Annotated in this window: 16 protein-coding genes; 8 read left to right on the top strand and 8 right to left on the bottom strand. The window is 46.9% G+C overall.

Annotation, left to right across the window (positions count from 1 at the left end):
• The first annotated feature begins 13 nt into the window (after positions 1-13).
• Positions 14-1,258 carry a serine hydroxymethyltransferase gene (glyA, locus tag ICN16_RS08065; RefSeq protein ID WP_216136406.1) on the top strand — a complete coding sequence of 415 codons (1,245 nt, stop codon included), beginning with the start codon at positions 14-16 and terminating at the stop codon, positions 1,256-1,258.
• 36 nt (positions 1,259-1,294) lie between these two features.
• Positions 1,295-1,741: a transcriptional regulator NrdR gene (gene nrdR, locus ICN16_RS08060; protein ID WP_015420459.1), complete on the top strand. Its 447-nt coding sequence runs from the start codon at positions 1,295-1,297 to the stop codon at positions 1,739-1,741.
• Between the two features lie 22 nt (positions 1,742-1,763).
• Here nrdR and ICN16_RS08055 read toward each other — a convergent pair whose 3' ends face one another.
• The 7 genes from ICN16_RS08055 to ICN16_RS08025 form a co-directional block, all read right to left on the bottom strand.
• Entirely contained in the window at positions 1,764-2,726 is a 963-nt protein-coding gene (locus ICN16_RS08055) for a GDP-mannose 4,6-dehydratase (protein WP_370625619.1), read from the bottom strand.
• A gap of 4 nt (positions 2,727-2,730) precedes the next feature.
• The gene (gene adk / locus ICN16_RS08050; protein ID WP_216136404.1) at positions 2,731-3,396 is read right to left on the bottom strand and encodes an adenylate kinase; all 666 of its coding nucleotides are present in this window, start codon (positions 3,394-3,396) and stop codon (positions 2,731-2,733) included.
• 104 nt (positions 3,397-3,500) lie between these two features.
• Positions 3,501-4,256, bottom strand: coding sequence for a 3-deoxy-manno-octulosonate cytidylyltransferase (kdsB, locus tag ICN16_RS08045; protein WP_216136403.1), 756 nt, complete (start codon positions 4,254-4,256; stop codon positions 3,501-3,503).
• Positions 4,257-4,282: 26 nt separating this feature from the next.
• Positions 4,283-4,462, bottom strand: coding sequence for a Trm112 family protein (locus ICN16_RS08040; RefSeq protein ID WP_216136400.1), 180 nt, complete (start codon positions 4,460-4,462; stop codon positions 4,283-4,285).
• An 18-nt stretch (positions 4,463-4,480) separates the two neighbouring features.
• On the bottom strand, positions 4,481-5,581 hold the full coding sequence (gene lpxK / locus ICN16_RS08035; RefSeq protein ID WP_216136397.1) for a tetraacyldisaccharide 4'-kinase: 1,101 nt from the start codon (positions 5,579-5,581) through the stop codon (positions 4,481-4,483).
• Between the two features lie 16 nt (positions 5,582-5,597).
• Positions 5,598-6,053 (bottom strand): biopolymer transporter ExbD, encoded by a 456-nt coding sequence (locus ICN16_RS08030; RefSeq protein ID WP_216136394.1) that lies wholly within the window; start codon positions 6,051-6,053, stop codon positions 5,598-5,600.
• Positions 6,050-6,700, bottom strand: a complete 651-nt coding sequence (locus ICN16_RS08025; protein WP_216136392.1) for a MotA/TolQ/ExbB proton channel family protein — start codon at positions 6,698-6,700, stop codon at positions 6,050-6,052. The genes ICN16_RS08030 and ICN16_RS08025 overlap by 4 nt, the downstream gene beginning before the upstream one ends.
• A 314-nt stretch (positions 6,701-7,014) precedes the next feature.
• Between ICN16_RS08025 and xseA the strand changes: the two genes are divergently transcribed.
• Positions 7,015-8,220, top strand: a complete 1,206-nt coding sequence (gene xseA / locus ICN16_RS08020; protein ID WP_216136390.1) for an exodeoxyribonuclease VII large subunit — start codon at positions 7,015-7,017, stop codon at positions 8,218-8,220.
• Positions 8,221-8,306: 86 nt separating this feature from the next.
• Positions 8,307-9,356: a GSU2403 family nucleotidyltransferase fold protein gene (locus tag ICN16_RS08015; protein ID WP_216136388.1), complete on the top strand. Its 1,050-nt coding sequence runs from the start codon at positions 8,307-8,309 to the stop codon at positions 9,354-9,356.
• A gap of 4 nt (positions 9,357-9,360) precedes the next feature.
• Here the strand turns inward: ICN16_RS08015 and murB are convergent, their stop codons facing one another.
• Entirely contained in the window at positions 9,361-10,401 is a 1,041-nt protein-coding gene (gene murB / locus ICN16_RS08010; RefSeq protein ID WP_216136385.1) for a UDP-N-acetylmuramate dehydrogenase, read from the bottom strand.
• 129 nt (positions 10,402-10,530) lie between these two features.
• Here murB and ICN16_RS08005 point away from each other — a divergent pair, with 129 nt between their 5' ends.
• The 4 genes from ICN16_RS08005 to ICN16_RS07990 all read left to right on the top strand — a co-directional run bounded on the left by ICN16_RS08005 (position 10,531) and on the right by ICN16_RS07990 (position 13,013).
• A complete protein-coding gene (locus ICN16_RS08005) occupies positions 10,531-11,016 on the top strand; it encodes a YajQ family cyclic di-GMP-binding protein (RefSeq protein ID WP_216136384.1) in 486 nt (161 codons plus the stop codon).
• The gene (gene xerD / locus ICN16_RS08000) at positions 11,000-11,932 is read left to right on the top strand and encodes a site-specific tyrosine recombinase XerD (protein WP_216136884.1); all 933 of its coding nucleotides are present in this window, start codon (positions 11,000-11,002) and stop codon (positions 11,930-11,932) included. The genes ICN16_RS08005 and xerD overlap by 17 nt, the downstream gene beginning before the upstream one ends.
• A 77-nt stretch (positions 11,933-12,009) precedes the next feature.
• Positions 12,010-12,645: a glycerol-3-phosphate 1-O-acyltransferase PlsY gene (gene plsY / locus ICN16_RS07995; protein WP_216136383.1), complete on the top strand. Its 636-nt coding sequence runs from the start codon at positions 12,010-12,012 to the stop codon at positions 12,643-12,645.
• Positions 12,642-13,013 carry an MAPEG family protein gene (locus ICN16_RS07990; RefSeq protein ID WP_216136382.1) on the top strand — a complete coding sequence of 124 codons (372 nt, stop codon included), beginning with the start codon at positions 12,642-12,644 and terminating at the stop codon, positions 13,011-13,013. The genes plsY and ICN16_RS07990 overlap by 4 nt, the downstream gene beginning before the upstream one ends.
• Positions 13,014-13,055: the final 42 nt, after the last annotated feature.

The raw sequence follows: 13,055 nt of genomic DNA, 5'->3' as shown, positions 1-13,055 counted from the left end.
TAGGATTATCACCATGTTTGACCGCCAAAACACTTTAGCCAAAACCGACCCAGAGTTGTGGGCAGCAATTCAGAATGAAAATAAGCGTCAAGAAGACCATATTGAGCTCATCGCTTCTGAGAACTACACCTCCCCAGCAGTAATGCAGGCACAGGGCTCTCAGCTGACCAATAAGTATGCTGAAGGCTATCCAGGCAAGCGTTATTACGGTGGTTGCGAGTTTGTGGACGTTGCTGAGCAATTGGCGATTGATCGCGTTAAGGCCTTGTTTGGTGCTGAAGCGGCTAACGTGCAGCCCCATTGCGGCGCATCTGCTAACCAAGCAGTATTCTTGGCCTTCTTAAAGCCTGGCGATACCTTTATGGGGATGAGCTTGGCTGAAGGCGGTCACTTGACTCACGGTATGGCTCTAAACATGAGCGGTAAGTGGTTTAACCCGATCGCTTATGGTTTGGATAAAAACGAAGAGATCGATTACGAGCAGATGGAACGTTTGGCTCGTGAGCACAAACCAAAATTGATTATTGCTGGTGCGTCTGCTTATTCCAGAAAAATTGATTTCGAGCGCATCGGTAAATTAGCCAAAGAAGTGGGCGCGATTTTCATGGTGGATATGGCGCACTATGCTGGCTTAGTAGCTGCTGGTGTATATCCAAACCCAGTGCCCCATGCTGACATTGTTACTTCCACTACTCACAAGAGCTTACGTGGTCCACGTGGCGGCATCATCTTGATGAAAGCCGAGCATGAGAAAGCAATTAACTCTGCGGTATTCCCAGGCTTGCAAGGTGGTCCTTTGATGCATGTAATTGCTGGTAAAGCTGCAGCATTTAAAGAGGCACAAGAGCCTAGCTTTATTGATTATCAAAAACAAGTAGTCGCTAATGCCAAAGCTTTAGCTGAGACATTGATCGAGCGCGGCCTGCGCATCGTATCTGGTGGTACAGATTCTCACGTGATGTTGGTGGATCTCCGTGCCAAGAAGATGACTGGTAAAGAGGCTGAGCGTGTATTGGGTGAAGCGCACATTACTTGCAACAAGAACGGCATTCCAAACGATCCAGAAAAGCCAATGGTAACGAGCGGTATTCGTTTGGGTTCTCCAGCAATGACAACGCGTGGCTTTAAAGAAGCTGAGGCGCGTCAGGTTGGTAATTTCATTGCGGATGTCTTAGATAATCCAAATGATGCTAACAATATCGCCAAGGTTCGTGCTCAAGTAGCTGAACTCACAAAACGCTTCCCGGTTTACGGCTAAGCCATTACTCAAACTCAACAGTAAAGAAGACCTTCATTGCGCTGCCCTTTTTGCCATAACGACGATACCCAGGTACTAGATACCCGGGTATCGGACGAAGGCGATACCATTCGCCGCCGCCGCCGTTGCGCTAAATGCGATAAACGCTTTACGACCTATGAGCGTGTTGAGTTGGTATTGCCAGCAATCGTTAAGAAGAACGGCAGCCGTGTTGAATATAGTCATGACAAGTTAGTGAGCTCGGTTAAGCTGGCATTGCGTAAGCGCCCAGTCTCATCGGATTCAGTGGATGAATCCATTGCCCGCATTGAGGAGAAGTTACTCAGCCTTGGTGAAAAAGAAATTCCGAGTGAACGCGTAGGTGAGTTGGTAATGCGTGAACTGAAGCGTCTGGATAAGGTGGCTTATATTCGTTTCGCCTCTGTCTATCGAAGCTTTGCCGACATTGAATCTTTTGAGAGTGCGCTCAAAGAGCTGAAATAGTAAAAAAGTATTTCAGCAGTTTCTAATACTTTTTCTCTTGAGCTTCGCACATCATTTTGATCACGCCATCGATATCGGTTGGATCTTTCCAGCCTAATGTTTTGATGGCTTTCTGAGGATTTCCGACGCTGCAGAGAATTTCATTTGGTCGGAAAAAACTCTGCTCAATCTCTACGTGAGCTTGCCAATCTAAACCAAAATATTCAAATGCTTTTTCAGCAAAATACTTGAGTGATTCCATGCGACCTGTGGCAATAACAAAATCATCGGGCTTGTCTTGTTGCATCATCAGCCACATTGCTTCTACATATTCAGGCGCCCAGCCCCAGTCTCGGGAAATATCTAAATTACCCAGTTGAAGTTTTGTTGCTAGACCAGCTTTGATTTTTGCGGCACCGGCGATGATTTTTTGGGTCACAAAACGCTCGGGTCGGAGTGGCGACTCATGATTAAACAAAATGCCAGTACAGGCGTATAGACCATAAGATTCACGATAGCTGTTGATGAGCCATTTGGCGGTCGATTTAGCTACGGCGTAAGGGCTTCGTGGTGCGAAAGGTGTATTTTCATCTGCAGGAATGCTGCCGGTATCTCCAAAGCATTCGCTTGAACCAGCGTTATAAAAACGGACTGGCTTATTCAGGAGGCGAATCACTTCAAGAATGTTGAGTGTGCCGATAGCAATACTCTCAATTGCTTCTACTGGCTGGTCAAACGAGAGTCCTACAGAAGTTTGTCCAGCTAAGTTGTAAATCTCATCCGGATTAAATGACTGAATCGCATTAAAAACGCTTCGAAAGTCATTAATGGAAACGGAGATTAACTTAACCTTGTCGCGAACTCCCAGCGCATTGAGATTGCCAAAAGAAGAGGCCATCACATCACGTGATGACCCTGTAACCTCATAACCCTTGGACAGCAGATGTTTTGCTAGGTAGGCACCGTCTTGACCAGTGATACCAATGATTAATGCTTTTTTTGGCACTGTTCTACTTGAGTTCTGCAAAGATTGAAGCAGTAATGTTTTCAACGCTACCTGTGCCGCTGACTTTGCGATAAGCAGGAGCCTTCACTTTATCGGCAGGGTTGCTCTGAGTTGCCCAAGTGGAGTAATACTCTACCAAGGGACGAGTCTGATCGTTGTATACCTGTAGGCGCTTGCGAACAGTTTCTTCTTTATCGTCATCACGCTGAATTAAATCTTCGCCGGTTACATCATCCTTGCCTGCTACTTTAGGCGGGTTGAACTTGATGTGATACGTGCGGCCGGAAGCAGGGTGAACGCGACGACCGCTCATGCGATCAATGATGGCTTCAAATGGCACATCGATTTCTAAAACGAAGTCGATTGGCACGCCAGCATCTTTCATAGCTTGCGCTTGGGGAATAGTTCTTGGGAAACCATCAAATAAGTAACCCTTGCTGCAATCAGGTTGGGTCAAGCGATCTTTTACTAGGCCAATGATGATGTCATCGGAAACTAGGCCACCCGCATCCATAATTTTTTTAGCGGCAACACCGAGTTCAGTACCAGCTTTAACAGCAGCACGCAACATATCGCCCGTTGAGATTTGTGGAATTGCAAATTTTTCGCAAATGAACTGAGCTTGTGTTCCCTTGCCAGCACCTGGTGCACCGAGCAGAATTAACCGCATTGTTTTCCCCTTAGAAGACCTACATTGTCCCGTATTTTTTCGGGTTACTTTGTAACTAATTCCTAGGATTATCCCCGAGAACCCTTCAGGCTCGGGATTCTGGCTTAGGAGGCCAAGATGCGACGGACCCGCTCAAGATCTTCTGCCGTATCTACCCCTGCTGGCGGGGCTTCGCTGGCGGTATGGACAGCGATGCGGTAGCCATTCCAGAGGGCGCGAAGCTGTTCTAGAGCCTCGGCTTGCTCGGGAGGGGCTGGCTCTAGGCGGGTATAAGCCTGCAGAAAGTCTGCGCGATAGGCATAAATGCCCAAATGGCGTAAGTGAGCCGCATGGTGAGTTGATTCTGGATCGCGCACAAATGGAATATTCGCCCTTGAGAAGTACAAGGCTTCCCCGGCTTTGTTGAGAACCACTTTAACCACGTTAGGGTTAGAGATCTCAGCGGCATCCTGAATTGGTACCGCAACAGTAGAGATGGCGCAGGCAGGATGATTGGCTAAGGTTTGAGCTACCTGATTAATCAGCTCGGGTGGAATCAGAGGTTCATCGCCCTGTACATTCACAACGAGAGTATTGGCTGGCAACTTCAATAATTGAGCAACTTCTGCAATCCGATCAGTTCCTGTTGGGTGATCTGGACTAGTCAGAAGGCACTCAATGCGATGCTCATCACAAGCGGCTTGGATTTCTGGTGAGTCAGTTGCAACAACTACGCTTTGTGCCAACGATTCTTGAGCGCGCTCGGCAACCCGAATCACCATCGGTTTGCCACCAATATCTGCAAGCGGTTTACGAGGCAAGCGCGTAGATCCGAGCCTTGCTGGAATCACTACTAAAAATTCTGGGGATAGATTGCTCATCTAAACATTCATCGCTTGCGATTGAATTAACTACATTCATCAGCCGAGAGGCTGCGGGCTTCATCAACCAGCATCACAGGAATATCGTTGCGAATTGGGTAGGCTAAGCGATCTGCCTTGCAAATCAACTCATGCTTTTCGCTGTCTAAATGCAAAGTGCTTTTGCATAAAGGGCAAACCAAAATCTCTAGTAAGCGCTTGTCCATATTCGTTCTTGATATCTTTTATAAAGTGTATTGATTTGGATCGGGTCTTTGCAAAATGGACTGCAACCAATCTGCCAGTGCGTTCGGGATTTCTAAATGCATTGGAACTACCCAAATACGTGCATCGTTTATTAAGGTGCATTTTACGGCATCCTTCTCCGTAATCAGAATGCATTCCGCATTAATAGAGGCGAAAAATTCTGGGGTAAAGGTGCTGTGATCTGGTAGACCCTTGCATTTGCCTGCAATGCCTTGTTTGAGCAAGTCATCAAAAAAGCGCTGTGGATTACCAATGGCTGCAACGGCAGTGATTTTGCTGGGGATATAGGTATCAGCGATTGAAGCCAGGGACTGAGTATTGTCGGGATGATTGAGTTGATAGGGTACGCCTAATTGAGTGCACAAGGTAAATGCACGTCTTCCCAAAAAATACTCGTCGATCACATTTGCGGGGGTAGTCATCCCCATCATGAGTGTGGCATCACGCTCGCGCGATGCTGGCTCACGCAAAGGGCCGGCAGGTAATAAGAAGCCATTCCCTTCGCCGCGCTGATCACGTACTACGAATTCAATATCACGGCCACCCTCTCTTGCGGGCCAGCGTGTTAAGGCACGATGTTGCAAGCCATCATCACTGATGATGACATTTACTTCAGGATGATGTTTGAGTAAAGCGCGAATACTGTCCACTCGTTTTGGATGAACCCAAATTGGAAACTGATCATGTGTCCGCTTAGCAAGGAGGACGGGCTCATCGCCGACTTGTGTTGGATTGGAATCACTGTGTACGGGGATTGGATGAGTTGCAGGAGATGCTCCATAACCTCGACTAATAATTCCAGGCTTCCATCCCATGCGTGCCAAACGTTCTGCAAGCGCAATGACGATCGGTGTTTTTCCTGTTCCACCGACGCGGATATTGCCAACGATAATGATGGGGACTGCTTGAGACTTGCGGCCCATCAAACCTAAATCGGAGGTGAGATCAAGGGCGCGATTAATCAGGCCGTAGATCCACGACAGCGGCCAAAGCACTAGGCTGGTGGGCCCGCGCCGTTCCCAGAACTTGGGGGCTGAGTTGAGCTGCACGAAGCGAGAGGCGTTTTTAGAAGATGACATTCAAAATCACCAGGTCTTATTTCTTGGTCTGACTACTAAAAACAATATTCGATAAATTCGCATCGCGTGCAGACTCTAAGGCGATCATGACAGCTTGATGAGGCGCTCTTGCATCAGCATCAATATTGACTTGAATGTTGCCATCTTTGCCTAAGTTCACTGAATTGAGTTGGCTGCTTAGTTGACTGCGATCAGTCACCTTGCCGTTAATAGCGAAACGTCCATCACGACTGACTGCAATATGAATTTGCTTTACTTCTGCTTGGCTAGCTGTGCCATTGGCAGAGGGCAGTGTGATAGCGAGTTCTTGATAGCGTGTAAAGGTGGTTGAGATCATCAAGAAAATCAAGACAACCAAAAGCACATCGATAAAGGGAATGAGGTTAATCTCTGGTTCTACTGAAGTAGGTCTAGCACCAAGAGAGAATCGCCCGTGGTGACCAGTGTTAGCACTAGCGCTGAGCCAACTCATTTTGTATCCACGGAATGAGCGCTGCCTGAGTTCAGCTTTTTAAATAATTGGCGAGTAAATTCTTCGCACTCATGTTGACGTTGATTGGCCATTGCACGTAATCCACGCCAGGCAGCTAAAGCAGGAATTGCGATAAGTAAGCCAAAGGCGGTGTTGTAGAGCGCCACAGAAATACCATGAGCCAATTGCTGAGGGCTACCGGCACCCCCACTAATGGCACCTTGACTGCCAAAGATTTCAATCATGCCGACAACGGTGCCAAATAAACCGAGTAGAGGCGCAACGGTCGCGATGGTAGCTAGTGCACCCAAATAGCGATCCAGCTTGAGCCAAGTGGTCTGAGCAGTGGCTTGAAGCTCTTCCAAGGCCGAGTCTGCTGAGCTGCCAAGGATCTTTTCGTGCAATACGCAGGCAAATAGTGAGCCCACGGGGGAGAGTTGGCCAACGGCGGTAATTTCGGCCTCAGAAACCGATTTATTCCCAGAAATAGCATTTGCCAACCCAAAAACAGACTCCAGACTGTCTTTCGGGAAAATATGAATTTGGCGCAAATACCAAGCTCGCTCCAAGATGATTGCCAGCCCGATAATCGAGATAATGAGTAAGGGCCAGATAGGCCAGCCTGCAGACAGTAAGATTGAGTACATAAGCTCAGTACTTTAGCTGAATTAAAAACCCACTTTCTGAAAGCTAGCCTGTGGATAACTCTGTGCAAAACTTTTGAGGAAAAGCCTTGTAAGTCCTTGATAGATCGTGGTTGGGGGTATTTTGAGCTTGAATGCTGATAAATAAGCGGTATAAATTATCTATATAAATCAATTACTTAAAGTAAATATGTTGGATTTATGAGACGTTTTGGGTCAGTGATTGCTTACTTCTAATGCTTAAATCTTTAGAGAATGCGTATCTGTGGATATTTATTGGTCGCTAAGCCTGATGGCTGCGTAGAAAAAGAGAAAAAATGTCGGAAATATCAAGAGAAATCCTGAGTGTTGGCGATCTCAACCGTGCCATTGCTGGCTCTTTGGAGGAGCGTTTCGATGCCGTTTGGGTGAGCGGGGAGATTTCTAATTTCAAGGCATACGACAGCGGCCATTGGTATTTCTCTCTCAAAGACGAAGAGGGCCAAATCCGCTGCGTCATGTTTCGGGGTCGCAATGGCCAGGTGGGTTTCATGCCGCAATCTGGCGATTTGGTGGAGGTCGCTGCCAATGTGGGTTTTTATGTTCCTCGCGGTGATATCCAGCTCACAGTGCAAAGCATGCGTCGCGCAGGCATGGGTGGACTGTATGAGGCCTTCCTCAAGCTCAAGGCCAAATTAGCCAAGGAAGGTTTATTTGATGTAGAAAATAAACACCCCATCCCAAGTCACCCAAGAGCGATTGGTATTGTGACTTCACCGCAAGCTGCTGCCTTAAAAGATGTCTTGAGTACTTTAGCCAGAAGAGCCCCGCATATTCCGATTGTGATTTATCCAACCTTAGTGCAGGGACCAGATGCACCTGCTGGAATTATTTCCGCACTGCAGGCTGCCGAAAAAGAAAAAGCAGTAGATGTCATTTTGTTGGTACGTGGCGGTGGAAGCATTGAAGATCTATGGGCATTTAATGATGAAAAGCTGGCCTACGCAATTGCTGCCTCACCGATCCCCATCGTCAGTGGAGTGGGCCATGAAACCGATATAACCATTGCAGATTTTGTTGCCGACTTACGGGCGCCGACACCAACGGGAGCTGCTGAGCTAGCAGCGCCACGACGTGATCAAATGCTGCAAGAGTTAGATGCCATCATGCAGGCTTTGCTGCAGAGAGTGAATCAGCGTGTTGAGCGCGAAGCACAAACGCTTGATCAATTAGCATTACGTTTAAGTCATGCGCTACCAAACCCTGATCGTATGCGTGAGCAAATTACGAGTTGGCAACAGCGACTCAATCAAGCTTGGTTGGTCAGGATGGAACATTGGAAGCGAAATCAATCTCACCACCAATCTCAATTAGAAATGCTCAACCCGCAAAGAACCCTCGAGCGGGGCTATGCGGTGATTTTGAGTAAAGAGGCGCAAGCAATGCATGCAGTGCGTAATCCCCAGGAGCTCAACACTAGTGATCTATTTGAGGTGCGTCTTGCCGAGGGTCAGGTGGAAGTCAGCTTTTCTAAAATACAGTAAGGCATTGACTGAATTTATCCCTATAGGCTTCGCTAGTACTCAAGCTAAGTAGTTATTATACGATTATTTTTTTGTATAATAACGACATGAAGCACAATCTTTACACCCCCTTATCCCTATCAGCGCAAACTGCGTATGCTGAGTTACAAGATCAGTTGCGAATTCAGAGCATCGATCGCTTCCGGATATTACCGGGCGCGTTCCATAAACAAATGCAAAAAGGAAGGCCTTATATCTATTACGGCTATAGGGATTTAGATGGTACTGGTCGGATGGCTTACTTGGGGCCGGAAGATAACAGAATCCTCGATTTAATTAAAAAGCATGATGCGGTCAAGGCGGACGATTTACAGAACAAAATTAAGGCGCTAGCAAAGTCTGCTGAAGCATTGGGTTGTGCAAGTACGCTGACTAAGCATTTTCGAGTGGTTAATCGATTGGATCAGTATGGCTTCTTTGGATCCGGCGGAATATTGATTGGGACACATGCTTTTCTAGCTATGGGAAATATGCTGGGAGTTAAATGGCTTTCATCAAATTTGACGATGGATGTTGATTTTGCCCATGCCGGCAGAAATGTATCTATCGCTTTGGGCGCAAATGTCAAAATTTCAGTGCATGACGCATTAAATTCATTAGAGATGGGTCTACTGCCAATAAGCGAGTTTTCAGGTAAAACTGGCGCCCAGTATCGAAATCCGAAAGATCCGGAGTTACGTCTGGATTTCGTTACCTCTCAAACTCGGAGCGGTGGGCCGGTAGTTTTGCCAGAACTGGGTCTAGCATTGGAATGCCTGAAATTTATGGAGTTTTCTTTGATAGATACCACTCAAGCCGTCTTACTTTCAAAAGAGGGGGCTTGTATAGTGAATATTCCAGCGCCCGAAAGATATGCCGTTCATAAGCTCATTATTTATGGCGAGCGTCCAATCAGCGAGTTTTCAAAATCAAGCAAAGATTTGGGTCAGGCTGCCGCAATCTTCAAAGTACTGTTTGAGAGTGGTAACGCGGATCTAGTGAGGAGCGCGTGGACGGATGCATTATCCCGAGGTCCAGGCTGGGTAAAACGCTTAAATCAAGGGAAGCTGGCTATGCTAAAGCGTTACCCAGAGCTACTTGAATTAAATATCAACTAACTTTCTAAAAAATATTGGGTTCGATATCGAGCTGAACACCAAAAGTGTGCCGTACTTTTTCTTGAATGGTTTTGGCAAGACTCAAGATGTCGGTGGCAGTGCCGCCACCATGATTGACGAGCACAAGTGCTTGCTTTTCATAAACACCTACTGGGCCCATACGTTGGCCTTTAAAGCCGCATTGATCAATAAGCCAGCCAGCAGCTAGCTTGCGCATACCTGGCGTATCTGGGTATGACACTAAGCTTGGAAATTGCTCAATCAACTGCTCATATTGCACATTGCTCACAATGGGGTTTTGGAAAAAACTTCCGGCATTGCCTATCACTTTAGGATCGGGCAATTTCTGTGAGCGAATATTACAAACAGCAGTAAAAATTTCCTGTGCGCTGGGCGCGGTATTGGAGTTACTAAATTGTTTGGCAAGATCGGCGTATTGCAGTCGCGGTTTCCATGATTTAGGAATTTTAAAAACGACCTTTGTCACGATAAATCGATGGGGATTTTGCTTGAAGAAGCTATTGCGATACGCAAACTGGCATGCCTCTTGCGGGAGAGTGACAAAGGCATGGGCCTCAGAATCAAATGCTTCGATGCTGTCAATGTATTCACCAACTTCAAGGCCATAGGCCCCGATGTTTTGAATCGGAGCCGCTCCAACTGTTCCTGGTATTAATGCAAGATTTTCTAATCCGGGCAGATTTTGCTCTAGCGTCCAGGAAACAAAATCATGCCAATTAAGGCCAGCACCAACAGAGATCCAAGTATTTTGCTCATCTGTCTTGCAGACTTCCTGACCCAGAATGTTAATGAGTAGGGTGGCACCAGGCATGCGATTCGGGAGAATGACATTACTGCCGCCGCCTAGGGCGCGCCATACCTGTTTTTTGTCTGCTAACTCTTTGAAAAGCTCTGGCAGTTGATCTGCGGCAGTGATTTCATAGGCGACTTCCGCGATTGCATCTAGCCCAAAGGTATTGCGGTCCTTGAGTCCCAGATTGAGGGTCAATTTTGCTGGTTTGGGCGCATTTTTCGCGGAGTTCATGCCACAATCTTATTCGTGTTCGAGTTTCTAGCGGTAATTTATAGAAAACTTGAAAAGTAACAAAGCACTATGGCAAAAAGCAGATGCCATTTGCCGATTTAATGACCAAGATTATTTAAGGAGTTTGAGATGCCCTCATTTGACGTAGTTTGTGAGCCGGACATGATTGAGTTGAAGAATGCGATTGAGCAATCCAACAAAGAGATCACCAATCGTTTTGATTTCAAGGGCTCTGATAGCCGTGTTGAGCAAAAAGATGAAACACTCATTTTGTTTGGCGATGATGACTTCAAATTAGGTCAAGTGCGGGATGTCTTGATTAGTAAGATGGCTAAGCGCAATGTGGATGTGCGTTATCTCAAAGATGACAAAACAGAAACTATTGGTGGCGACAAGCGTAAGCAAACCATGAAGATTCAGAAGGGCATTACTTCTGATTTGTCCAAGAAGGTTGTGCGCATTATTAAAGACAGCAAAATTAAAGTCCAGGCCAGCATTCAGGGTGATGCAGTACGCGTCACTGGTGGCAAGCGTGATGACCTGCAGGAAACTATGGCATTGCTGAAGAAAGAAGTCACAGAAGCACCATTGGGCTTTAATAATTTCCGTGACTAAAGATGTACTCACGATTGCGCCAGCAAGCCAGGAGGCTATTGAACGCTTTTGTGATGCCTGTTGGCTTGAGGATGGGTTGGCACAAAATAGCTTGTCAGCCTATCGCCGTGATCTCTTGCTGTTAGCTCAGTGGCTTTATAAGGCATCGGGTGCTGATCTTTATGCGGTGACCGAAAAAGATCTCACTGCTTACATCGCCCATCGACGTGCCGATAAGGCTACTACCGCAAATCGTCGGCTCACAGTCTTTAAGCGTTTTTATCGTCATGCCCTGCGCATGAATTTAGTGAAAAGTGATCCTTGCATTGGTTTGCGCGCTGCTAAGCAAGCGCTACGTTTTCCTAAGACCTTGAGTGAAGATCAGGTAAGCGCATTACTCAACGCTCCCGATGTGGAGACGGCACTGGGACTGCGTGATCGCACCATGCTGGAGTTAATGTATGCCAGTGGCTTGCGTGTTTCCGAGATTGTTTCCTTAAAGACCGTTGCTCTCGGATTAAACGAAGGTGTTGTACGAGTAATTAACGGCAAGGGAGGCAAGGAGCGCTTAGTGCCTTTTGGTGGGGAAGCAGGTCAGTGGTTACGTCGTTATCTAGCTGAAGCAAGAACGCCATTATTGGAAGGTAAAACTACCGATGCTGTTTTTGTAGGTCGGCATACGGGTACAGGACTAACTCGCCAAGCTTTCTGGGCGCTGATTAAGCGCTATGCCACGATTGCCAATATTCCCGTGGCCTTATCCCCCCATACCTTGCGGCATGCTTTTGCTACCCATTTGCTCAACCATGGCGCAGATTTGAGGGTAGTGCAGCTGCTTTTGGGGCATGCCGACATCTCCACTACCCAGATCTATACCCATGTGGCGCGAGAGCGCCTTAAATCGATTCACCAGCAACATCACCCCAGGGGCGCTTAAGTAATCAGCGCGGCTCGTCTAGAAGCCAGTTCGGGCGTTCGAAAATAATATCCACGATAAGTGTTTAAGATACCAGTATGAATTTCTCTTTAGATCTCTTGCTTATTCCGATTGCCTATTTCATCGGATCCATTTCATTTGCAGTTGTGGTGAGTAAATGTATGCGTTTGCCTGACCCCCATTCTTATGGCTCTGGTAACCCAGGCGCTACCAATGTCCTGAGAACAGGCAATAAACTTGCCGCAGTGCTGACCCTGATCGGTGATGCCCTTAAAGGCTTCTTGGCGGTGATGCTAGCCCGCGTGCTCTTAGGCGATGAATCTCTCACCTCAACACTCAATTCTTGGCTTTTATGTGGTGTGGTCTTGGCTGTTTTCTTGGGACATCTATTCCCCATCTTCCATGGCTTTAAGGGTGGTAAGGGTGTTGCTACTGCTTGTGGCATCTTGTTCGGTATCAACTGGATTCTGGGTTTAGCCACATTAGCGACCTGGATGATTGTGGCGATGTTTATGCGTTACTCTTCATTGGCTGCTCTAGCTGCAGCCATATTTGGCCCCGTTTACTTTGTATTCTTATTTGGCTTTCAGCCAATGGGAATTGCACTCTTGGCGGTTTGCTTTTTGCTGATCTGGCGTCATCGCGGCAACATCCGCAATCTGATGAATGGCACTGAGAGCCGCATTGGTTCTAAGAAGAAAGCCCAATCATGACTATTGCCTATTGGTGCGTTCTATTTATGGGCTTATTCCCTTACGTTGCCGCTGGCATCGCTAAAAAAGGTTTTGAAGGCTATGACAATGCTGCGCCACGCCAGTGGTTGGCTCAGCAAACAGGATTCCGCGCGCGGGCCAATGCAGCGCAAGCAAACCTCTTTGAATCTTTACCGTTATTTTTTGCTGCAGTCATCATTGCCCATTTAGAAAATGCCCCTCAAGCAACGGTTGATCTCCTGGCTATTGGTTTTGTCATTGCCAGAATTGCTTACTTAGTTTGCTATGTTGCTAATTGGCCTACGACTCGATCGTTCGTTTGGCTTGCTGGCTTGGGATGTGTAGTAGCAATCTTCTTTCAGATTTAATACATATAAAAAATAGTTTAGAAAAATACGAGATCAATATTC

It is taken from the genome of Polynucleobacter sp. es-MAR-4, assembly GCF_018882055.1.
Taxonomy (GTDB): domain Bacteria; phylum Pseudomonadota; class Gammaproteobacteria; order Burkholderiales; family Burkholderiaceae; genus Polynucleobacter.
Note: the sequence above shows the minus strand (reverse complement) of the source record. Positions and strands in the feature narration are given on the sequence as shown.

What these genes read in the sequence shown, in the direction of transcription:
- glyA (WP_216136406.1), top strand. Translation starts at nt 14, where the DNA reads ATGTTTGACCGCCAAAACACTTTAGCCAAAACCGACCCAGAGTTGTGG.
- adk (WP_216136404.1), bottom strand. Translation starts at nt 3,396, where the DNA reads ATGCGGTTAATTCTGCTCGGTGCACCAGGTGCTGGCAAGGGAACACAA.
- kdsB (WP_216136403.1), bottom strand. Translation starts at nt 4,256, where the DNA reads ATGAGCAATCTATCCCCAGAATTTTTAGTAGTGATTCCAGCAAGGCTC.
- ICN16_RS08040 (WP_216136400.1), bottom strand. Translation starts at nt 4,462, where the DNA reads ATGGACAAGCGCTTACTAGAGATTTTGGTTTGCCCTTTATGCAAAAGC.
- lpxK (WP_216136397.1), bottom strand. Translation starts at nt 5,581, where the DNA reads ATGTCATCTTCTAAAAACGCCTCTCGCTTCGTGCAGCTCAACTCAGCC.
- ICN16_RS08030 (WP_216136394.1), bottom strand. Translation starts at nt 6,053, where the DNA reads ATGAGTTGGCTCAGCGCTAGTGCTAACACTGGTCACCACGGGCGATTC.
- ICN16_RS08025 (WP_216136392.1), bottom strand. Translation starts at nt 6,700, where the DNA reads ATGTACTCAATCTTACTGTCTGCAGGCTGGCCTATCTGGCCCTTACTC.
- xseA (WP_216136390.1), top strand. Translation starts at nt 7,015, where the DNA reads ATGTCGGAAATATCAAGAGAAATCCTGAGTGTTGGCGATCTCAACCGT.
- ICN16_RS08015 (WP_216136388.1), top strand. Translation starts at nt 8,307, where the DNA reads ATGAAGCACAATCTTTACACCCCCTTATCCCTATCAGCGCAAACTGCG.
- murB (WP_216136385.1), bottom strand. Translation starts at nt 10,401, where the DNA reads ATGAACTCCGCGAAAAATGCGCCCAAACCAGCAAAATTGACCCTCAAT.
- ICN16_RS08005 (WP_216136384.1), top strand. Translation starts at nt 10,531, where the DNA reads ATGCCCTCATTTGACGTAGTTTGTGAGCCGGACATGATTGAGTTGAAG.
- plsY (WP_216136383.1), top strand. Translation starts at nt 12,010, where the DNA reads ATGAATTTCTCTTTAGATCTCTTGCTTATTCCGATTGCCTATTTCATC.
- ICN16_RS07990 (WP_216136382.1), top strand. Translation starts at nt 12,642, where the DNA reads ATGACTATTGCCTATTGGTGCGTTCTATTTATGGGCTTATTCCCTTAC.